Here is a 19,900-nt window from a genome sequence, read left to right as displayed (position 1 = left end):
GTTATTTGTGGTTTAGTTTGCTGTTTCTTAATATATTGAGGATGGCTGTTTCAAAGTAGTAATTTATAGCAGCATTTTCATTCATTTGGTTTTCCAGCACGATTAAGCTGACATCGCCTTCCGGAAAATAAACATTCAGAGCGGCGAATCCGTCGCCCAATCCGGTATGCGCCCGGTATTTCGGACTGGATTGATCATTAATCCTTATGCCATAGCCATAACCAATAGGCGCGCTTCCAAACACATCATGCTGCGCCAAAACCTGAGGGGTACACATTAAGGCATAGCTTTCCCGGCTTAATATTTTTCCTTGGTGCAGGTTGTGATTCCACAGCGCCAGGTCTGCTGCCGTGGATACGATACCGTCTGCCGGTTGAGAATTGAGATTGATCTGTGTATTGTCCAGTACGCTGAAGGTATTATTTGTATTGAAATGTCCTGAAACTTGCTTTGGCCTTTTCCCTGTTGTCGCGCAATAAGTATGGGTCATTTTTTGCTGTTTAAAAAGATTGGCAGCCATTTCAGCATATGATTTTCCGGAAGAAAATGCAATGATCTTGCCCAGTAAGCTATAAGATAAATTGCCATATTTAAAATCAGAACCGGCTTTAAAAGCCAATGGTTTTTCCAGGTCCACAATGCCATGCGTATGATTGAGCAATTGCGCCACCGTTACCGTATCGGCCCATCGCTGAGCCAGATCAGGCAGGTATTGTTTGATGGGTGCCTGGAGGTTCACCCGCCCTTTGTCTACTTCCTGCAACAAGAGTACTGCTGTAATTTGTTTACTATTCGACATGATCTCAAAGGCATTGTCTAATGCCAAAGGGGTTTTGCGGCTTACGTTTGCATAACCATAAGCTTTTGCGTATTTGACCTTCCCCTGTTGGGATACAAGCACTACACCGTTGAAAGGTCTGGGGTCCTTTTGCCGGAGGAGGCTGTCTATAGCAGTCGTGTAATCGTCTTTTTGTTGCGCATGGGAAACACAACCCGAGTTCATCAGGAGTATCAATAAGAAGAGTTGGAAAAGGTATTTCATGTCAAGGATTCAATTGATGGCTTAAGCGCCGTTTGGAGCCGCTTGTTGCGATACCGGCGGCTTTAATGTTTCGCTTTCAAATATAAGTACTTTCCGCAAACCAGGCTTATGGCCGGGTCTGGAATTGGCATCCTTTTTTGTTTTTTTGTATGGCTTGCCTTTGGCGATAAGCAGATTCGTTTACTATTGATTTTAAAGTAAATGTTATAAAAATCAGTACATATTTTTAATATTACCTAAGTAATGATAACTTTGCAGCTTATGAGTAAAAAAGCCATGTTAATCATTATGGATGGTTGGGGAAAAGGTCTGGTGCCGGCTTCCGATGCCATCCGTGCGGCAAACACCCCTTTTGTAGATAGCCTCTACACTAAATACCCTAATAGTGAGATCATTACTTATGGTGAAGTCGTGGGCTTGCCGGGCGGACAGATGGGTAATTCTGAGGTAGGCCATTTAAACCTCGGTGCCGGTCGTATTGTATACCAGGAGTTGCAGCGGGTGAATGTAGCTATTAAAGACGGGAGCTTACAACATAACGAAGCTTTGGTTGCCGCTTTTGAAACCGCTAAAAACCGCGGTGGTAAATTGCATTTTATCGGCTTGGTGAGTAATGGTGGGGTACATTCCCATATTGATCATTTGAAAGCTTTGTGTACCTATGCCGAAGATGCAGGCGTACCGCGCTACTTTATACATGCTTTTACTGATGGTAGAGATACTGACCCCAAAAGTGGAGCGGGCTTTATTGCAGATCTAAGCCAGCATTTAAAAGGAACAAGGGGACAGATCGCTTCGGTGATCGGTCGCTATTATGCAATGGACAGGGATAAACGATGGGAAAGAGTATCAAAGGCTTATGATGTATTAACCAAAGGTATTGGTACGTGTACCAATGATTTTGTAAAAAGTATCGAAGCCTCTTATGAAGCGCATATTACCGATGAGTTCTTACTGCCTTTAGTGCAATGTGATGAATATGAACGCCCGATAGGCAATATAGAAGAGAATGATGTGGTCGTTTGTTTTAATTTCAGGACCGACCGTTGCCGGGAGATTGTAGAGGTATTGAGCCAACATGCGTATCAGGAATTTAATATGCATCCTTTGCCCCTGTATTTAGTCACGGCTACAGAGTATGATGCTACCTTCAAACATGTATCCGTTATTTTCCGGAAAGATGATTTGAAAAATACTTTAGGAGAAGTATTGCAAGATGCAGGCAAAAAGCAAATTAGAATAGCAGAAACAGAGAAATATCCACATGTCACCTTCTTCTTTTCCGGAGGAAGAGAAGTGCCTTTTGATGGAGAATCAAGGATTTTAAAAGCCTCTCCCAAAGAAGTGGCTACTTATGACTTAAAGCCGGAAATGAGCGCTTTTGACCTTAAAGAGGCCATTATTCCTGAAATTGAGTTGCAGTCGGCGGACTTTATCTGCCTTAATTTTGCGAATACAGATATGGTGGGGCATACCGGAGTTTGGGCTGCGGCCATAAAAGCGGCAGAAACAGTAGATGGCTGTGTGTCGGAAATCATTCCCAAGGCGCTGGAAAACGGCTATGCGGTGTTCCTGACGGCCGATCATGGTAATTCTGATTACTTGGTTAATGAGGATGGTTCTCCCAATACGGCACATACCTTAAACCCCGTTCCTTTGTTCTTAATCTCAAATGATTATAACGGAACTTTAAAGAATGGTAAGTTGGGTGATATTGCACCGACCATATTGCATTATATGGGCTTGCCTATACCCGAAGAAATGACGGGTAATATTTTAACTAATTAAATAAAAAAAATCTAGAAATGAGTTTATATAAATCAAACGAAGAAGTTGAAATTCAGAGGGAAAGCTGTATGATGGTTAGCAATACGCTAACCGAGGTTGCTAAAATTTTGAAGCCGGGTATTACCACACTTTCTTTAGATGAATTCGCTTTTGAATATATTAAGGATCATGGTGGAAAGCCTTCTTTTAAAGGATTTCATGGCTTCCCTTACTCTTTATGTATATCAGTAAATGAACAAGTAGTACACGGTTTTCCAAGTGCCTATGAACTACAGGAAGGTGATATCGTATCAATTGATTGTGGTTTTTATAAAAACGGCTTTCATGGTGACCACGCTTATACCTTTATCATTGGTGAAGTTTCCAAAGAAATCCTGGACCTGGTCAGGGTGACTAAAGAATCCCTGTTCCTGGGTATCAAGCAAGCGGTAGTGGGTAATAGAACAGGTGATATTGCATATGCTATTGAAAATCATACAAATGGAAAACATGGATATGGTGTGGTACGCGAATTAGTAGGCCACGGAGTAGGTCGTCAGATGCATGAAGACCCACAAGTGCCTAACTATGGTAGCAGAGGTAGTGGAAAGCGCCTGATTGAAAATATGGTTTTGGCTATTGAGCCTATGATCAACCTCGGCACCCGCCATGTAGAGACCCTGGAAGATGGCTGGACGATTGTAACCCGTGATAATAAACCTTCTGTACACTTCGAACATAATGTTTGTGTGAAACAAGGCAGCCCGATTTTTCTATCTGACTATGCCCCGATCGAAGCTGCAGAAAAGCAAAATATAAACCTGAACAGTTCCTATTATTAATCGATCGTTATATGGATTTAGCGAAAACGCTAAAAGCTGCGCAAAAAGATAAGAAACAATTGATTGCCTTTTTGCAGAAGTTTGATGAAATCGTGCCGCCCGATCTGGAGCAAATAGTGGCTGAGGAAGACAAGAAAACCTGGGAAGTAGTTAATTGCACGACTTGTGCTAATTGCTGCAAGACCATGACGCCAATATTTACTCAGGAAGATACGGATCGCATAGCCAATCATTTAGGCATTTCATCTGAAGCATTTTTTGAAAAATATCTTGAAGTCGAAGAAGATACGGGAAGTACCATTAACAAGGTCTTCCCTTGTGTTTTTCTGGTCGATAATATGTGCAGTATTTATGCCGTAAGGCCGATAGATTGTGCCGAGTTTCCGCATCATGATAAAAAGCCTTTTGATGACTATAATGATACGTTTATTCAAAATGTACACCGCTGCCCTGCAACGTACGACCTAGTGAAAAGGTTAAAAACGCGTATTGAAACGGAGTATGATTTTTAGGAGATATAGATTTTAAGCTATTGATAATGATTATTTTATTGATTGTTTAGCCTTACTTTTTTTGTCTATATGTATGGTCACAAGGACATTGATTTCTTTTCAATGTTGTCATTCCCACAGATAGGCGCTATCAACTAATTTCCGCATGTCCATGAAATGTAATACCTCTGCCAAATAAACACGGTAATGGGATTTTCTTCAAAGCAAAAGAAATCGGCTATAGATAATTTTATTGTTTAGGTATACCTATATAATATAATGATTGTATTCTTTTTGTTGTTTTATATGTAAATTTTATATCTTCTTGATGTGTACAGACCCAAGGCAACAACTCGTAGAACAGGGTTTTGCTATTATCGATAAATGCTACGATGAAAGCGCGCTTGCCCGTATTATTGAAATTATTGATAAGGCCGATCAAGCAAAAGCAAACTTTAGAAATTCGGGAGACCTTTTCGCGGTCCGTCATTTTCTTATGGAGCTTCCGGAAAGCATACCCCATATTTTTAATGGCGAGCTAAAGGAATTGATACAGCAAGTATCCGGCAAAAAGCAGTTTGTAATAAAGAGCATTTATTTTGATAAACCGGAGCGTTCAAATTGGTATGTACCTTATCACCAAGACCTTAAAATTGAAGTAGACAGAAAGATAGAAATTGGCGGTTTTAGCCACTGGACACTAAAGCAAGGCCGGTTTTCGGTGCAACCGAGTTTAGATATACTCGATAATATTTTGACAATCAGGATCCATTTAGATGATACTGATGCAGAAAACGGGGCACTAAAAGTCATTCCCCGTTCTCATAGAAAAGGAATTTACCGACCAGAAACTATTGATTGGCAACAAGAAGAAGAAGTGATATGTGCTGTTCCGAAAGGTGGCCTTATGTTGATGAAGCCCTTATTAGTACATAGTTCCTCTCGCGCAACAAATCAAAAAAGGAGAAGGGTTATCCATATTGAATGTACCGATTTAGGTCTGCCATGCGGATTGGAATGGGCAGAAAAACAGCTGATTTTCTAGCGTTTTAAGCCGTATGCGTTCCCTGTAAATGTGTAGCCTGATATGATCGATAACGATAATAAAATATAGCTTACTTTATTGGTTTTCAATAGATTTAGTTATTTTTACCTACAATGCCTACCTTATTTTCTAATAATAAACTACTTCGATATGATTAAACGTATCCACTCGTTCGTCTTCTTATTTATTTGTTTGCTGAGCCAAGCGGTGACGGCGCAAAAGCTTAAACCAGGTTTTGATAAAGAGGAGTATAAGCAAATGATGTACATCTCTGCCCGTACAGGAGGCAGTAATCCTGAATATTATGCGCATATTCCTGCTCCTGATTATCGTATGGTATACCGCTCGGCACCTATGGGGCTGGACAATCTCTGGGATTTCTGGATCAGCAATAGTGGCGACGTTGCCGTTATCAGCCTGAGGGGTACCACACAAAAAGCCGAGAGCTGGGTCAATAATTTCTATGCGGCCATGGTGCCTGCCAAAGGAAGCTTAGAATTGTCCGGAACGGAACGTTTCGATTATGAGCTTTCAACGGACCCCCGCGCAGCAGTACATGTAGGCTGGTTATTGAGTACGGGCTATCTTTCCAAAGATATAATGCCCAAACTCGATTCTGTATATCGTAGTGGAATCAAACAGGTCGTGATTATGGGACATAGTCAGGGGGGAGCGATTGCCTATTTGGTGACGGCGTATTTTTATAATTTACAGTCCAAAGGTTTATTGCCTGCAGACATCCGTTTTAAGACCTACTGTAGTGCCGGTCCTAAACCCGGTAACTTATATTTTGCGTATGATTACGAATCAAAAACACAGGCCGGTTGGGCTTATAATGTAGTAAATGCGGCGGATTGGGTGCCGGAAACCCCCATGTCGATACAAACCCTGAACGATTTTAATGTGGTTAATCCTTTTAAGGATGCCAAAAAAATGATCCGGAAACAACCTTTCCTGCAGCGTACCGTACTCAACTATATGTTTAATAAACTGGAACGTCCGACCCGAAAAGCACAACGTAATTACGAGCGCTTTTTAGGTAGAAAGACCGCCGGTTTGGTGCAAAAGAGCCTAAAAGAATTTAAAGCCCCGCAATATTATCATAGTAATGACTATGTGCGTACCGGGGCGTATATCGTACTATATCCGGATGCTGATTATTTTACCAAGTATCCGAATGTAAATCAGACCAATGTGTTTATTAATCATTTACATGAACCATACCTATATCTGCTAGACAAGTTAAAGTAGCGGTTGTATATCGTTTATTTACAGATTTTAATGATATTAATTACAAAGAGATCACCCTTAAGGGTGATCTCTTTGTAATGTGAAAGGACTTTTTTAGCATTTAGGTATTATCCTTCAGTATGTCTGATATAACATATTGCAGCAGATTGCGCTATTGATTAATTTGCTGATTATTAGGTTGTTCATTCGAAAGACGGAATTGAACGTTTAAGGGCTTAACTGCGGTTAATCCATCATTAATTGCTGAAATGAAAAGTCGGGACGATGCATCTCAACCTCATTCTCGCTGGAGGCAAGTTGTGCCGCTGATGCATAAATAAACATTTTATCTTCGTAATCCTTAATAGCCTCTTGTATTGTTTCAAATGCTCCGTTCGCGAGGTTGTCAGACAAAGTTAAGGCGTCCATAAGTCCGGTATTGACCCCTTGTCCCGCAAAAGGCGGCATAAGATGAGCCGTATCTCCGATCAGGGTGATGGGCAGTGGACGATCATTCTTCCAGGGTTTGCCCAAGGGTAATTTTCTCGTGGGTAAGCCCACAAAAAAAGTTGTGGCGCGAATCAATTGCTTATATCGCTCCTCCCAATTTTGGAGTTTATGTAACAGAAACGCAATCGTAGTGTCGGTATTGTGAACCGCTAATCCATTATCCGCTTCCCATTCGGGCGGTTTCTGGAAAATGATCCCATAAGATAAGACCCCGTTATTATTAGGATTTGCCACTAATAAATTGCCCTGATGGGCGGTCATGAGCCTGTTTCCATCACATAAGCGGTAAAATTCCGGACAGTTGATCTCCGGTTCAGGGATATCTCCCTGTATAATAAATGTTCCCGTTTCTACCACTTCCGTATCGGTCACAAAACTTCTTGCTTTTGACATACCCCCATTGGCGACGATCATAAGATCTGCGGTTTCATCGGGTTTGCCTTCAAAATGTAAAAGCCATTTCCCCTTCACTTCTTCCAGCCCGGTTAGTTTACGGTCCCACACAACCGTATCGCTTTGTAAACTATCCAGCAACATTTTTCTTAAGGTATTTCTGTTGATCTCCGGATTGTCATGCTGGTTTTCGGGTGTAGGCTTTCTTGTAGATAATATGTGGCCTTGTTCGTTGGCAAAGCGTATACCCATAGGTAGCGACAAAGCATAATAAGTTTCTAATAAACCTGCTTTTTTCATTGCTACTTGCCCGGAACTTTTGTGCAGATCAAGCGTGCCACCCCAAATTCTGGCTTCAGGGTCTTGATCTCTTTCATAAACGGTTACGTCTATGCCGTTTTGTTGTAACAATCTCGCCATGGTCAGCCCGACAGGACCGGCTCCGATAATAGCTACTTTTTTATGGGCTAACAAATGATTGTTCATATCAGGTCAGTCTATTACAGTTATGTATTGTCATTCATAAAGAGAAACACAATTATTGTATTTTAACGTACAATCACAATATTCATTAACTCCTTTTCCTGTTGTTTCAGGAGTAAATTGGTACGAATTAATTTCTCAATTTCTTCGGGGGCGGTACAGTTTTTGAGTTGTTCCAGATTCTCCAGCAAATATCTTTTTAAGAGTTTTAGCTTAAAATAGGCAAAAGAACTTTTAACATCCTCCTCATAAAGCTCTTCCGGTATAGGCAATTCAATATTGAATTTCTTTAACCAGTTTTCGCTGGGCTGATGCTCTACCTGAATCAGGTCTACCACTTTTTCTTTGATCGACTTCATGGGATGATTCACAAAGAACTGTAGGGCAGGGTGTTCTTTCTTCTCAGACCAGTACTGATAATAAGCCATGGCAATATCATGTGCCAAAGCATTTTCAAAACTGGCAATATCAATATTTTCATAAAAATAATCGGCCACTGTGCCCGTTTCAGCATAGGGCTTACTGCCATATTCAATCAGCATCTTGATCAGTTGCCATTCTTCCTTATATTCTTTTTGAAAAAGATTCAGCGAAGCTTCCTGCGTAACACTTAGATCGTCGGGATTAAAATAGGCATCCTGCGGTTCTGTTGTTTTCGTTGCTTCCGTTCTCTGTTGCTGTTTTACTTTGTCGCGGATAAAATTATTGACAATGCCGACAAAAGCCTCTTCTTCCACGCCCAGTTTCTGCGCAGCCTCTTTAATATAATGGAGTTGTAAACCCAGGTTTTTGGTCTTGTCGATCTTAGAAATTGATTCCGCAATTTCATTGACCAATCCCGATTTTTTGAAGGGATCGTTCTGGGCTTCTTTCAGTCCCAGTTCCATCATAAAATCGATTACATCTTTTTTCTGCTCTTTAATATAGGTTTCAAAGGCGCTGCTGCCATTTTTTTGTACAAAACTATCGGGATCTTCTCCTTCAGGCAATAAAACCAGTTTTACAATAAAATTTTCTTCTAAGGCCATATCCAGCCCGCGAAGAGCAGCCTTAATCCCGGCGGCATCGCCATCGTATAAGATGGTCAGGTTTTTGGTCAGGTGGCCAATGAGTTTGAGTTGGCCGGTAGTGAGGGAAGTACCACTTGAGGCCACCACATTTTCGATACCGGCCTGGTGTAAAGAGATGACATCGGTATATCCCTCAACCAGGTAGCATTCCTGTTTATCATTAATGGCCTTCCGGGCCTGGTATAGCCCGTATAAGACCCGGTTTTTTACATATAATTCGTTTTCCGGCGTGTTGACATACTTAGGTGCTTTGTCATTTTTCTTTAAGATACGGGCACCAAAGCCCAACACCTTACCGGTATTGCCGAAAATAGGAAAGATCACCCGTCCCCGGTAATTATCAAAAGTACGTTCGGGTTTTACTTTGATCAACCCTGCTTTCTCTAGTAGTTCGGGACTATACCCTTTTGCGGTGGCCGCTTGTACAAAAGCATCCCATTGATCGAGGCTATAACCCAGCCTGAACTTGGCAATGGTGTCTTTGGTAAAGCCCCTTTCGGTAAAATAGCTACCACCTATATTTTGACCTTCTTCATGTTGTAATAAAATGTCGTGGAAATAATTAGCGGCAAATTCATTGACAATCCTAAGGCTTTCTTCAACCTGCTGTTGTGCTACGTAAGACTCGCTGGGCGCTGTTTCTTCCAGTTCTATCTTATAGAAATCGGCCAGCCAGCGCACAGCCTCCACAAAAGAAAACTTCTCATGCTCTTCAATAAAGGCCACAGCATCGCCACCCTTACCACAACCGAAGCATTTAAAAATGCCCTTGGCCGGATTGATATTAAAGGAAGGGGTCTTTTCATTGTGGAACGGGCAATTGGCAATATAATTAGCGCCTCTTTTCTTGACGCTGATAAAATGGCCGATCACCTCAACAATGTCTGTATGGTTTAAAACCTTTTGTATGCTTTCGTTCGAGATCATCTGTTATCCTAAAAATCTTTACCGCAGTGAAAACAATGCCATTTGTCCTTGTCAAATAAACCAGGTGCCATATCGAATAGCTTCTTTCCTAAAAAAGTTTTTCTCGTGGCATCTACGGTTGAGGTATTCTTACTGCCGCAATAAACACATACCCTGTTATCGGGATGCAGGTTTTCTTTGTCCTGTTCCCAATAGGCAGGCGTATCCTGCTCTTCATCAGCTTCCGTTTCGATCTGGTTCAAAATATTTTGCGCTCTTTGCTCATCTGCCTGTAGCACCTGCAACCGGATGCCGCCTACCGTAAGGGAAGGAAGCACGGTACCCGAATTGTCATTCAGCAACATACATTCAATGCCCGATTCCAACAGAATCTGCTGCATGACATGTGCTGAAAAGTAATCGTTAAAGGTGCGAATGGTCACAATCTTATCCATAAATATCCAACAATAGTTTGGTGCTCAAAGTTAAGGTATATTCTCCAGTAGTGTAAGGGCAAAGCTGTTAAGATTATCGATCGCCAGCTTGAGTTGCCATTGGCTTTTATCGCGTGGTTCTACATAGTTAGACAGGCTCCGGAGCTGCAGGCAAGGTATGTTTTCCTGTGCACATACATAATGCATGGCCGCTCCTTCCATACTTTCGATAATACAATCATAGTCAATTCCTTCTGTGGGATGAAGGCTTGATTGCTCCGGCTTACCGGTAATACAATTGACCGATAAACCCAATGCTTTAGGCAAGGTTGCTACCGTTTTTTGAAAATACAGAGGCGGTGTTGTTGTGAATAGCGCCGCACTGGGCTCGCTAAGTCCCATGGCGCTTATATTCAGAAACGTACCGTCTTTAGCGATGGCACCCATATCGGCAATCTGGTCATGCTTTACCTGGACCACTGTGCCCAGTGCCATGTTTCTTTGGTAGACCCCCGCAATACCCAATTGTACTACTACATCCGGTTGACCTGCGGCGATTATTTTTGAAAGATGGTAGCTGGTCGCAACCAATCCAATACCGGTATAGGCCAATGTAATCTGGTATTTATCTTTTTTAAAGACATGGTTTCCCATATGTTGGTAATAGGTGCTCAGATAATTCCGCAAGCCCTGTACTTCAAAATCAGTAGCCGCTATGATGAGTACATGTGTCATAGCCTCAAAATTAGCGCTTAATTTGGGAATAGACATCCTTGCTTCTGTATCGTGCTGTTGTACCCATCTCAATGCAGAAAAAGTAAATCACTAATGTGTGCGTTTTTATTCTTTTTTAGCTTTTTTGTGTACATTAGCATTGCATAACCCTTTAAATGAATTTCATGAAAAAAATGCTTCTTTTTTTGCATATGCTCCTCATATATATCGGCGCTGCCATAACTGGTTTTGCACAGGCTGATTTTGCACCCATTGGCGCTAAATGGTATTACCAATGGAATGCATTAAATGTGGGGGCTGAAGGCCGACATTATAATGGATATGTATTGCAGGAGTCTGTATCAGATACCCTCATCCATTCTGTGACCGCGAGGAAATTGCGGCGTACTGCATATTCGCGTAATGCTCAGAATAATAACATCGTCAGTATGCCGATAAGTAGCTTTTTTGTCTATGCGACGGCCGACACGGTATTTTATTATAACACGGATTTTAATCGTTTTCTACCTTTATATATTTTCAATGTGGCTGCGGGAGATACCATGGCGCATCGTGTACCGGCAGCCTATGCTTCCGGAACTGATACCATATGGAAAATGGTAGTAGACAGTATTCCTACCCGAATGTATAATGGGCAACCCCTAAAAGTCGTCTATCATCATACCGGCGGGCCGCCTTTCAACAGCATAGGTCTGCGGGGTCCATATGGCCAGTATTTTGGTCAGCTTAAAGGTGCCTTTGCGGAATATGAGATCAGTTATGTTCCGGAAGCGTACTATGAAACCTATGAGCTAAGGTGCTATCAGGATAATACTTTTGATATACATTTTGGTAATGCATCCATTGCCTGCGATTCTATTCCTCTTTTACCGCTTAGCCTAAAGGATAGGAGTTATTTAGCAGACCGGTTATCCGTTTATCCCAATCCGGCAATAGATGTCCTTCATATTTCTGTGTCACAAATACCAATACAATCTGTGGAAATACTGGACATGCTTGGTCGCCGGGTATTCCTGCAAACAAATAAATCGGTAAGTGATAATATGGTATTGGATGTAAGTGGTTTAGATAAAAGCACCTATATTTTGCATATCACTACTAAAGACAAAGGGTCTGTATATAAGAAAGTGGTGCTCCGGTAGGGCATTTTAAAGAATATGTTTTTGAAGCCAATGTACTTTCTGTACATTGGCTTTTTGCAGCCGTTTTATAAAGATTTAAGAATATCATAAAAGAAAAACGGGTTAACTTTGCCCCCACACGACTTAATTAGTGTAGGCATACATGATTTATCTTACAAGAGTAGAGCATTTTAATGCGGCCCATAAACTATCTAACCCCAACTGGACAGACGAACAGAATTTTGAGGTATTCAATAAATGTTCCAATCCTAACTGGCATGGGCACAATTACGAATTACACGTTACCGTAAAGGGAGATCCAAACCCGGAAACTGGATTTGTCTATAATGCTAAAGTATTGGGGCAGATTATAAAGGATACGGTCATCGAAAAGATCGATCATAAAAACCTGAACCTGGATGTCGATTTTATGCAAGGGAAATTTACCAGCGCTGAAAATCTGGCTATAGGTATCTGGGATCAGCTAAAGCCTCATATTGAGGCAGATGGGGCAGTGTTACATTGCGTTAAATTATTAGAAACAAAAAATATATACGTAGAATATTACGGGTAAAAAAGCAGCAAGATGGCGTATAAAAAAATAGAATCATACGATGAACAAACCACACAGGAACTTTCCGGATTATACAAATCGGTAATTTCGGTTTTAGGAGAAGATGCAGAGCGGGAGGGATTACAGAAAACACCGGAGCGCATGGCGAAAGCAATGCAATACCTGACACAGGGGTATCAACTGGATGCACATGAAATATTGAATTCAGCTAAGTTTAAAGAAGACTATAATGAAATGGTGATCGTAAAGGATATCGAGTTATATTCTATGTGTGAACACCATTTATTGCCTTTTATCGGGAAGGCGCATATTGCCTATATCCCCAATGGTTATATTACCGGTTTAAGTAAATTGGCCAGGGTGGTCGATGTATTTGCCCGAAGACTGCAGGTGCAGGAACGCCTTACCGATCAGATCCTGGCGGCCATACAAGAGACCCTGCAACCACAGGGTGTTGCCGTGGTGATTGAGGCCAAACATATGTGCATGATGATGCGTGGCGTACAAAAACAAAACAGCAGTACCACAACTTCTGCCTTCAGCGGGCAGTTTTTGCAAAATGAAACCCGTTCCGAATTTTTAAGATTAATTTCAACGGAATTATCATAAATTGCAATGATTTTTTAATTCTGAATAATAAGAAAACAGTAAAAAGATTGTTATGAACAAAAAGCATATTGTAACATTAGGGCTATTGCTTGCAGCATCTGCAGGAAGTACCTATGCACAAAAATCTAAGATCAAAGAAGCCAACAACGCTTATGACAAAGCGAGAGAAGCACTAATTCTGGGCAATAAACCGGAAGCGGAAAAATTATTGCTTAAAGCTAAAGCTGCTGCTGATGAAGCGGTTGCTAATGCGGAAACGGCCACTAATGCCGGTGCGTGGATGGCAAAAGCGGTTACTTATATTAGTTTGTCTCAAATAGAAAGCTACCAGGCGGGAAAAACGTATAAAACCGGTTATGAAGCTTTTCAAAAAGCAATCACTTTAGATCCAAAAATTGAAGGGAAAACAGACGGTATCGATAATGTGCTCCAAAATGCGGGGATTTTTGCGTTTAATGACGGGATCAATGATTTTAATAAAAGTAATTATGACGCGGCCATCAGCGCTTTTGATATTGTAAAGGGAAGCTTTGGTCACAAAAACGGAGAATATATCAAGGCAAACAAAGCATTTGATACAGTATTGGCGCAATCTAATATGTATAGCGCTTACTCTTCCTATTATAGTAAGAAATACGATGAGGCCATTCCCAAGTTGGAGGCGGCAATCGCTAATCCGATTACCACTAGCAGCGTAGATATATATAGAGTAGCGGCCATGTCCTACGGAGAGCAAAAGAATACGGCGAAGCAATTAGCGCTTATCGAAAGTGCAAAAAAGAAGTTCCCGGGCAACAAAGATATTGCTGCAGATGAGCTGAATTATTATGTGGTTCAAGGTAAAGAAGACCTGTTGACCAAGAAATTTGAAGAAGCGGTAGTACAAGATCCGAATAATGCACAATTTGTGAGCAATCTGGGTATCCTGTATCGCAATATGGCCATGGGAAAAGAGGGGAAAGTGCCTGAAAACGCAGAAGAGCTGTATAAGAAATCAGAAACCAGTCTTAAGAAAGCGGTTCAGTTGGAATCGGGTAATGCTATTTACCAATATCAGTTAGGTAATATGTTTGTTCAAAAAGCTGACTACATTGCGACTAAAATGAACGCCTTAGGTAGTACGAAAGCCGATAACCTGAAATATGATGGTTTCGTTACCCTCAGAAACAGTTATCTGAAAGAAGCCCTGGCACCATTTGAAGCGGCAGAAAGAATACTGGAGCCTAAGCAAAAAGAAAATAAAATCAGTACGGAAGAGAAAGGGTATTTTTTAGAAACCCTGCAGGCGGTAGGCAAAATACATGCAGCCTTAAATAACCCGGAAAAATCTGCGGAATACAAAACTAAACTGAAAACATACGAATAGTTAAGGCTATTTTAAATTTGAAAAGTGGATACCTTGTTATCCACTTTTTGCGTTTTGGGCTTGGATGCGGCGAGGTATTTTTTTTGTAAAATTTTATTACAATTTTTAGATTAAACACTATAAATTGCAAGCTGGTGCAAGGATTGCAAACTTTAATTTTTATACAGCAATATTAATCAAACATTATTTATGGAATTATCTGCGGGCAGCTATTCAGTTAACATCAGAGCGCTAAATGAACGGATCAATGAGAAAAGTGCGTTTGTAGATACATTGAGCCAGGAGCTGGGTAAAGCCATTGTAGGACAAAAACAAATGGGCGAGCGTTTACTGATCGGCCTTTTGGCAAACGGACATATTTTACTGGAAGGGGTGCCGGGTCTTGCGAAGACCTTAGCGATCAAATCGCTGGCCGCCGCAATAGATGCTAAATTCAGCCGTATACAGTTTACCCCCGACTTGTTACCTGCCGATGTGGTGGGTACCATGATTTACAATCCAAAGGAGCATTCCTTTGAGGTACGCCGCGGACCGGTCTTTGCCAATTTTGTTTTGGCAGATGAGATCAACCGTGCACCGGCAAAAGTACAGTCTGCATTATTGGAAGCCATGCAGGAAAAGCAGGTCACCATTGGTGATACGACCCATAAATTAGAAGAACCTTTTTTGGTACTGGCTACCCAAAATCCGATCGAGCAGGAAGGGACTTATGCCTTGCCTGAAGCACAGGTAGACCGTTTTTTACTGAAAGTAGTGATCGGTTATCCGGAAAAGGAAGATGAGCGCCTTATCATTCGTCAAAACATAGAACCCGGGGGTGCTGCTAAAATCAATGCAGTAGTCTCTTCCAAAGAAATACTCGAAGCCAGGCAATTGGTAAGAGAGGTGTATATGGATGAGAAAATAGAACAATACATCTTAGATATTGTTTTTGCCACCCGTTATCCTAAAGATTATAATTTACAGAAACTACAGGCGTATATAGCCTTCGGTTGTTCTCCAAGAGCGAGTATCAGCCTGGCTATTGCAGCAAAAGCCTATGCCTTTATCAAACGCAGAGGTTATGTAATACCCGAGGATATTCGTGCCATATGTCATGATGTATTGCGGCACCGCATAGGCATTACCTATGAGGCGGAAGCCGAAAATATTACTTCAGTACAGATTATAGATGAAATCTTAAATGCGGTAGAGGTACCTTAGACCAGAGCATCCGTTGCCGGAATAAGGAGTTTACCTTATCAAGCCTCGCCCGTAATAATCGATAACAGCGCACGTCATGACCACTGCCGAAATATTAAAAAAAGTAAGGAAAATAGAGATCAAGACTAAAGGACTGAGCAGCCATATTTTTTCCGGAGAATATCATTCAGCCTTTAAGGGGCGCGGTATGTCCTTTAGTGAAGTGCGGGAGTACTCACCCGGAGATGATGTACGGACGATTGACTGGAATGTAACGGCCCGTTTCTCTACACCTTTTGTGAAAGTATTTGAAGAAGAAAGAGAGCTTACCGTAATGCTGTTGGTTGATGTAAGCGGCAGTTCCTTATTTGGTACGGCTCAGATCAATAAAAGAGAAATGATCACGGAGATTTGTGCGGTGCTTGCCTTTTCAGCCAATACCAATAATGATAAAGTAGGGGTGATCTTTTTTAGTGATAAAATCGAAAAATACATTCCACCCAAAAAAGGGAAATCGCATATCCTCAGAATTATCAGAGAACTGATCACCATGCAGCCGGCACCAAACAGCGGTACCGATATCCGGGCCTGTCTAGAATTCTTTAATAATGTTTGCCGAAAAAAAGCCATTAGCTTTTTGATCAGCGATTTTATTGCCGATGCTTATGATCAGCCGCTGAAACTTGCGGCCAGAAGACACGATCTGGTGGGCTTGCAGATATATGACCCCTTAGATGTGGAAATGCCCTCTGTTGGCTTATTACAGGTGCAGGATTCGGAAACAGGCCATCAGCAATGGATTGATACGGCACATAAGTCCACTCGTATCCATTATACCGCTACGTTTAAAAAACAGCAGCAATATAATGCGGATGCTTTTGTACGCTCAGGAGCGCAACTTTTATCGGTGCGTACCGACCAGGATTACATTAAAACATTACAAAGCTTTTTCAGAGCAAGAATATAATTTTCGATTTAAAGAAATATGACCTCATTGCGATACGCTATACAACAATGTTTCACGCTTATGCTATTCGTCCTTTTAGGGAGCAGTGTAAGGGCGCAGACTATTGTGTCTGCAAAGACGGATGCACAGAAAATAGTGCTTGGCGACCAGTTTCATCTGTTTATTGAAGTAAAGCATCATCCCAAAGACGGACAATTGTTTTGGGCTGACTTGCCGACGCTCAAAGGCCTTGAAATTGTAGATACGGGAAAAGTAGATTCCGCTGTTTCCGGAAATGAAATCTTATATAAACAGAAGTTGACGCTTACCGGTTTTGATTCCGGTGTGTATGCGATTCCAAAAATGTCTTTTAAAGTTGTTCCGGCAGAAGGTGATGCAAAAGCGTATGATACCGATAGTTTTATAATCGGGGTGCAGACGGTAGCAGTAGATACCTCAAAAGCGATTAAACCCATTAAAGAAATTATACCCGTTGCAAAAGAATGGTGGGAATACTGGCCCTGGGTGGCCGGTGGCCTGGCTGCTGTCGCATTAATTGTGTTATTCATTTACCTGTGGCGACACCGAAAAGTAAAAGCGGTAAAAGAGCAGCGCGCACCTGAAAAAGCGCATGAAAAGGCCTTACGGATGTTGGCTGAAATTGCTCGGACTGATTATTTCGAACAAGGCAAGATCAAAGAATATTATACTGACCTTACGAATGTACTCAGGATGTACATGGAAGACCGTTTTGGCATTGCGGCGGCAGAGCTGACGACCGATGAATTGCTTAAACTGGCGAAAAACCAACGGGACCTGAAGAAAATAAGATCAGAATTGAAGCAAATATTCCTTACGGCAGATCTTGCGAAATTTGCCAAAGCATCGCCCGATCAGGCCGAACATATGGCCTGTATGGATGCTGCAACCAAAATTATTAATAAGACTAAAGCACAGCAAGAGGAGGGCTTGGTATCATAATGCGTATTCCGGGAATCCCTAATTTTATCTTGCATAGTCCGGCTTATTTATTGCTGCTGTTGTGTATTCCATTATTATTTTGGTTACAAAAAAAGTATCATTTATCGCGGAACACTGCTTTTCATATTTCTACGACCAAAGGATTGAAAGGCGCTAATAATCCCGGCTGGAAAGTGACATACCGGCCTTACCTAACTTATTTGCGTATGGCTGCATTTGTATTGTTGGTGCTCGCTTTATCCCGTCCGCAGCAAACGAATGTGAGTGATGATATGAATAGTGAAGGGATTGATATTGTGCTGAGCATGGATCTGTCCAAAAGTATGCTGGCAGAAGATTTTAAACCCAACCGGATTGAAGCGGCTAAAGAAGTGGCGGAAAAATTTGTGCTCGACCGGCCGGCAGACCGTATCGGTCTGGTGGTTTTTGCCGGGGAGAGCTTTACCCAGTCGCCGATTACTATAGATCACAATGTCATTATAGAACAACTGAATAATCTTCAAAGTGGCATGCTCACCGATGGTACGGCCATAGGTATGGGACTGGCTACTGCAGTAGACCGCCTTCGACATACTGCCGGTAAAAGCAAGGTCGTGATTTTGCTGACCGATGGAGTGAATAACTCCGGTATTGTTGATCCGGAAACGGCTTTGAAAATAGCGCAAACGTATAAGGTTCGCGTCTATACTATTGGGGTAGGCTCGCGGGGAAATGCCCTGTACCCGGTGGCGGATGGTAACGGTCATTTGCAGAAACAGGTCATACCCGTGCAAATTGATGAAACCTTACTCACGCGTATTGCCAAAGAGACCGGTGGTAAATACTTCAGAGCAACAGATAATGCTTCCCTACAACACATTTATCAGGAAATCGACCGTCTGGAGAAAAATAAAATGGAAGTGAATGCTTTCCGGCAGTATAAAGAATGGTACCTGCCCATTGCTTTGATCGCGGTGTTGCTGCTGATTATAGAAGTTGCACTTTCTTATACGGTATTTAAAAGTATCACCTAATCCGCAAAACTTACCTCTGTATAATCAAGGATACCACTGATTGGTGGATTCAATTTGCGTACATGGATGCTGACACTTGTTTCCTTATGCAGGGCTTTTACTTTGTGATACACCGCTGTCACAATCGTTTCCAGCGTCTTATGAGGCGCCTGCATAACTTCCTTAATCATCGCATACAAGACCGTATAGTCAATCATCGGCAAGCTTTGTATATCCGCAGGTGTGCTCACTTTAAGGTCAATCTGTATTTTATTCATCGTATGTGCCTCTTGTGGGTATAAACCTACAGGAGCATTAAAGAGGGCATTCATCACGGAAACCGTAAGCATGGGATTTTGTGTTTTTAAATGATAAAAAATGGGAACAGTATTGTTCCCATGAATAAATTTAGAATATAGTTATATAACCTTTCTCAAACTCTTTCTGATCTTTGTATATCGTAAATTGATATACGCCCAGTTGGTTAAAGTTTCTTTTATCCAGGATGATTATTTTCTCGTTTACCCTGGGGATATTTAACACCTTTTTCTTACTCGCGTCAAAAAAATCAATCGTATATCTTGCGCTCAGGGCATCCGGTAATTCTATATTAATATTGCCCGAGAATGGATTCGTAAACACATATCTTGATTTTGGATAAGATACGGCTTCTGCCTGCTTCTCCACTGTTTTAATAATTTGTTTGGAAGATTCATTCCCCTGGTTGACGATCTTTTGCAATTCCTCTGAGGAGGGCATCAGTTTTTGTCTGGCAATCGCCGAACTATCGACATCCAACACACCCAGGTTACTTTTAAAGTCAATCCCCGAGCTAAAGACCAGCACAATGCGATACCAGTTTTTGCCCACCATCGGATGTGGATCGACATAGACAGCCGAGCCTTTAGTGATTTTGGGTACAGTACCGATAGTGGTAAAATTATAATTACTATCTGCAGAACGTTGCACCGCAATCAATTTTACTCCACTCTCATAAGGATTGGTAAACGATAATATGTTTATCCCGTCTTTTGTAATTGCATTGAATTCAGGTAGGGTCGGTGGCGGGGCATCATCCTGTGCCCAAACATTGGTCGAGGCAACAAAGAGGAATACAAGACTGAGTATGCCGGATAGGCGCAATATCTTCATGGTTCAAAAATAAGTAATTACTAATAGAT

Annotated in this window: 20 protein-coding genes; 13 read left to right on the top strand and 7 right to left on the bottom strand. The window is 41.6% G+C overall.

Translation table 11 applies throughout. The features are described from left to right. Position 1 precedes the first annotated feature (1 nt). Entirely contained in the window at positions 2–1,042 is a 1,041-nt protein-coding gene (locus DBR32_RS14245) for a serine hydrolase (RefSeq protein ID WP_124637039.1), read from the bottom strand. 261 nt (positions 1,043–1,303) lie between these two features. Here DBR32_RS14245 and gpmI point away from each other — a divergent pair, with 261 nt between their 5' ends. From gpmI to DBR32_RS14220, 5 genes are all read left to right on the top strand, one after another. Continuing rightward, positions 1,304–2,830, top strand: a complete 1,527-nt coding sequence (gene gpmI, locus DBR32_RS14240; protein ID WP_124637038.1) for a 2,3-bisphosphoglycerate-independent phosphoglycerate mutase — start codon at positions 1,304–1,306, stop codon at positions 2,828–2,830. Positions 2,831–2,847: 17 nt separating this feature from the next. Further along, on the top strand, positions 2,848–3,651 hold the full coding sequence (gene map, locus DBR32_RS14235) for a type I methionyl aminopeptidase (protein ID WP_124637037.1): 804 nt from the start codon (positions 2,848–2,850) through the stop codon (positions 3,649–3,651). Positions 3,652–3,662: 11 nt separating this feature from the next. Further along, positions 3,663–4,163 carry a YkgJ family cysteine cluster protein gene (locus DBR32_RS14230; RefSeq protein WP_124637036.1) on the top strand — a complete coding sequence of 167 codons (501 nt, stop codon included), beginning with the start codon at positions 3,663–3,665 and terminating at the stop codon, positions 4,161–4,163. A gap of 307 nt (positions 4,164–4,470) precedes the next feature. Then, positions 4,471–5,187 carry a phytanoyl-CoA dioxygenase family protein gene (locus DBR32_RS14225; RefSeq protein WP_124637035.1) on the top strand — a complete coding sequence of 239 codons (717 nt, stop codon included), beginning with the start codon at positions 4,471–4,473 and terminating at the stop codon, positions 5,185–5,187. A 150-nt stretch (positions 5,188–5,337) separates the two neighbouring features. Beyond that, the gene (locus tag DBR32_RS14220; RefSeq protein ID WP_124637034.1) at positions 5,338–6,438 is read left to right on the top strand and encodes a lipase family protein; all 1,101 of its coding nucleotides are present in this window, start codon (positions 5,338–5,340) and stop codon (positions 6,436–6,438) included. 225 nt (positions 6,439–6,663) lie between these two features. On the opposite strand, the gene DBR32_RS14215 is transcribed toward DBR32_RS14220, so the two are convergent. The 4 genes from DBR32_RS14215 to mqnB all read right to left on the bottom strand — a co-directional run bounded on the left by DBR32_RS14215 (position 6,664) and on the right by mqnB (position 10,948). Next, on the bottom strand, positions 6,664–7,806 hold the full coding sequence (locus DBR32_RS14215) for an NAD(P)/FAD-dependent oxidoreductase (protein WP_124637033.1): 1,143 nt from the start codon (positions 7,804–7,806) through the stop codon (positions 6,664–6,666). Positions 7,807–7,868: 62 nt separating this feature from the next. Then, on the bottom strand, positions 7,869–9,800 hold the full coding sequence (gene dnaG / locus DBR32_RS14210) for a DNA primase (RefSeq protein WP_124637032.1): 1,932 nt from the start codon (positions 9,798–9,800) through the stop codon (positions 7,869–7,871). A gap of 8 nt (positions 9,801–9,808) precedes the next feature. Then, positions 9,809–10,234: a DUF2007 domain-containing protein gene (locus DBR32_RS14205; protein WP_124637031.1), complete on the bottom strand. Its 426-nt coding sequence runs from the start codon at positions 10,232–10,234 to the stop codon at positions 9,809–9,811. A 30-nt stretch (positions 10,235–10,264) separates the two neighbouring features. Next, positions 10,265–10,948, bottom strand: coding sequence for a futalosine hydrolase (mqnB, locus tag DBR32_RS14200; RefSeq protein ID WP_158606005.1), 684 nt, complete (start codon positions 10,946–10,948; stop codon positions 10,265–10,267). A 164-nt stretch (positions 10,949–11,112) separates the two neighbouring features. Here mqnB and DBR32_RS14195 point away from each other — a divergent pair, with 164 nt between their 5' ends. The 8 genes from DBR32_RS14195 (at position 11,113) to DBR32_RS14160 (ending at position 18,740) form a co-directional block, all read left to right on the top strand. Then, positions 11,113–12,090, top strand: a complete 978-nt coding sequence (locus DBR32_RS14195; RefSeq protein ID WP_233559750.1) for a T9SS type A sorting domain-containing protein — start codon at positions 11,113–11,115, stop codon at positions 12,088–12,090. Positions 12,091–12,232: 142 nt separating this feature from the next. After that, positions 12,233–12,643: a 6-carboxytetrahydropterin synthase gene (locus DBR32_RS14190; protein ID WP_124637028.1), complete on the top strand. Its 411-nt coding sequence runs from the start codon at positions 12,233–12,235 to the stop codon at positions 12,641–12,643. Between the two features lie 12 nt (positions 12,644–12,655). Beyond that, the gene (folE, locus tag DBR32_RS14185; RefSeq protein WP_124637027.1) at positions 12,656–13,252 is read left to right on the top strand and encodes a GTP cyclohydrolase I FolE; all 597 of its coding nucleotides are present in this window, start codon (positions 12,656–12,658) and stop codon (positions 13,250–13,252) included. A gap of 52 nt (positions 13,253–13,304) precedes the next feature. After that, positions 13,305–14,618, top strand: a complete 1,314-nt coding sequence (locus tag DBR32_RS14180) for a M48 family metallopeptidase (RefSeq protein ID WP_124637026.1) — start codon at positions 13,305–13,307, stop codon at positions 14,616–14,618. Between the two features lie 243 nt (positions 14,619–14,861). Further along, positions 14,862–15,821 carry an AAA family ATPase gene (locus DBR32_RS14175; RefSeq protein WP_370453706.1) on the top strand — a complete coding sequence of 320 codons (960 nt, stop codon included), beginning with the start codon at positions 14,862–14,864 and terminating at the stop codon, positions 15,819–15,821. Positions 15,822–15,897: 76 nt separating this feature from the next. Beyond that, positions 15,898–16,767, top strand: a complete 870-nt coding sequence (locus DBR32_RS14170) for a DUF58 domain-containing protein (protein WP_124637024.1) — start codon at positions 15,898–15,900, stop codon at positions 16,765–16,767. Positions 16,768–16,827: 60 nt separating this feature from the next. Beyond that, complete coding sequence (locus DBR32_RS14165) at positions 16,828–17,727, top strand: hypothetical protein (protein WP_124637023.1); 900 nt, start codon at positions 16,828–16,830, stop codon at positions 17,725–17,727. Beyond that, positions 17,727–18,740, top strand: coding sequence for a VWA domain-containing protein (locus DBR32_RS14160; RefSeq protein ID WP_124637022.1), 1,014 nt, complete (start codon positions 17,727–17,729; stop codon positions 18,738–18,740). Before DBR32_RS14165 ends, DBR32_RS14160 begins: the two co-directional genes overlap by 1 nt. On the opposite strand, the gene DBR32_RS14155 is transcribed toward DBR32_RS14160, so the two are convergent. Further along, positions 18,737–19,069, bottom strand: a complete 333-nt coding sequence (locus DBR32_RS14155) for a dihydroneopterin aldolase (protein ID WP_124637021.1) — start codon at positions 19,067–19,069, stop codon at positions 18,737–18,739. The genes DBR32_RS14160 and DBR32_RS14155 overlap by 4 nt on opposite strands. A gap of 58 nt (positions 19,070–19,127) precedes the next feature. Further along, the gene (locus DBR32_RS14150; protein ID WP_124637020.1) at positions 19,128–19,871 is read right to left on the bottom strand and encodes a hypothetical protein; all 744 of its coding nucleotides are present in this window, start codon (positions 19,869–19,871) and stop codon (positions 19,128–19,130) included. Positions 19,872–19,900: the final 29 nt, after the last annotated feature.

This window comes from Taibaiella sp. KBW10 (assembly GCF_003852495.1).
Classification (GTDB): domain Bacteria; phylum Bacteroidota; class Bacteroidia; order Chitinophagales; family Chitinophagaceae; genus Edaphocola.
The sequence above is the reverse complement of the archived record's forward strand: the minus strand, read 5'-3'. Positions and strand labels throughout refer to the sequence as shown.

Bases quoted from the DNA above. Each gene is read 5' to 3' on its own strand.
- DBR32_RS14245 (WP_124637039.1), bottom strand. From the start codon at position 1,042: ATGAAATACCTTTTCCAACTCTTCTTATTGATACTCCTGATGAACTCG.
- gpmI (WP_124637038.1), top strand. From the start codon at position 1,304: ATGAGTAAAAAAGCCATGTTAATCATTATGGATGGTTGGGGAAAAGGT.
- map (WP_124637037.1), top strand. From the start codon at position 2,848: ATGAGTTTATATAAATCAAACGAAGAAGTTGAAATTCAGAGGGAAAGC.
- DBR32_RS14230 (WP_124637036.1), top strand. From the start codon at position 3,663: ATGGATTTAGCGAAAACGCTAAAAGCTGCGCAAAAAGATAAGAAACAA.
- DBR32_RS14225 (WP_124637035.1), top strand. From the start codon at position 4,471: ATGTGTACAGACCCAAGGCAACAACTCGTAGAACAGGGTTTTGCTATT.
- DBR32_RS14220 (WP_124637034.1), top strand. From the start codon at position 5,338: ATGATTAAACGTATCCACTCGTTCGTCTTCTTATTTATTTGTTTGCTG.
- DBR32_RS14215 (WP_124637033.1), bottom strand. From the start codon at position 7,806: ATGAACAATCATTTGTTAGCCCATAAAAAAGTAGCTATTATCGGAGCC.
- dnaG (WP_124637032.1), bottom strand. From the start codon at position 9,800: ATGATCTCGAACGAAAGCATACAAAAGGTTTTAAACCATACAGACATT.
- DBR32_RS14205 (WP_124637031.1), bottom strand. From the start codon at position 10,234: ATGGATAAGATTGTGACCATTCGCACCTTTAACGATTACTTTTCAGCA.
- mqnB (WP_158606005.1), bottom strand. From the start codon at position 10,948: ATGACACATGTACTCATCATAGCGGCTACTGATTTTGAAGTACAGGGC.
- DBR32_RS14195 (WP_233559750.1), top strand. From the start codon at position 11,113: ATGAAAAAAATGCTTCTTTTTTTGCATATGCTCCTCATATATATCGGC.
- DBR32_RS14190 (WP_124637028.1), top strand. From the start codon at position 12,233: ATGATTTATCTTACAAGAGTAGAGCATTTTAATGCGGCCCATAAACTA.
- folE (WP_124637027.1), top strand. From the start codon at position 12,656: ATGGCGTATAAAAAAATAGAATCATACGATGAACAAACCACACAGGAA.
- DBR32_RS14180 (WP_124637026.1), top strand. From the start codon at position 13,305: ATGAACAAAAAGCATATTGTAACATTAGGGCTATTGCTTGCAGCATCT.
- DBR32_RS14170 (WP_124637024.1), top strand. From the start codon at position 15,898: ATGACCACTGCCGAAATATTAAAAAAAGTAAGGAAAATAGAGATCAAG.
- DBR32_RS14165 (WP_124637023.1), top strand. From the start codon at position 16,828: ATGCTATTCGTCCTTTTAGGGAGCAGTGTAAGGGCGCAGACTATTGTG.
- DBR32_RS14160 (WP_124637022.1), top strand. From the start codon at position 17,727: ATGCGTATTCCGGGAATCCCTAATTTTATCTTGCATAGTCCGGCTTAT.
- DBR32_RS14155 (WP_124637021.1), bottom strand. From the start codon at position 19,069: ATGCTTACGGTTTCCGTGATGAATGCCCTCTTTAATGCTCCTGTAGGT.
- DBR32_RS14150 (WP_124637020.1), bottom strand. From the start codon at position 19,871: ATGAAGATATTGCGCCTATCCGGCATACTCAGTCTTGTATTCCTCTTT.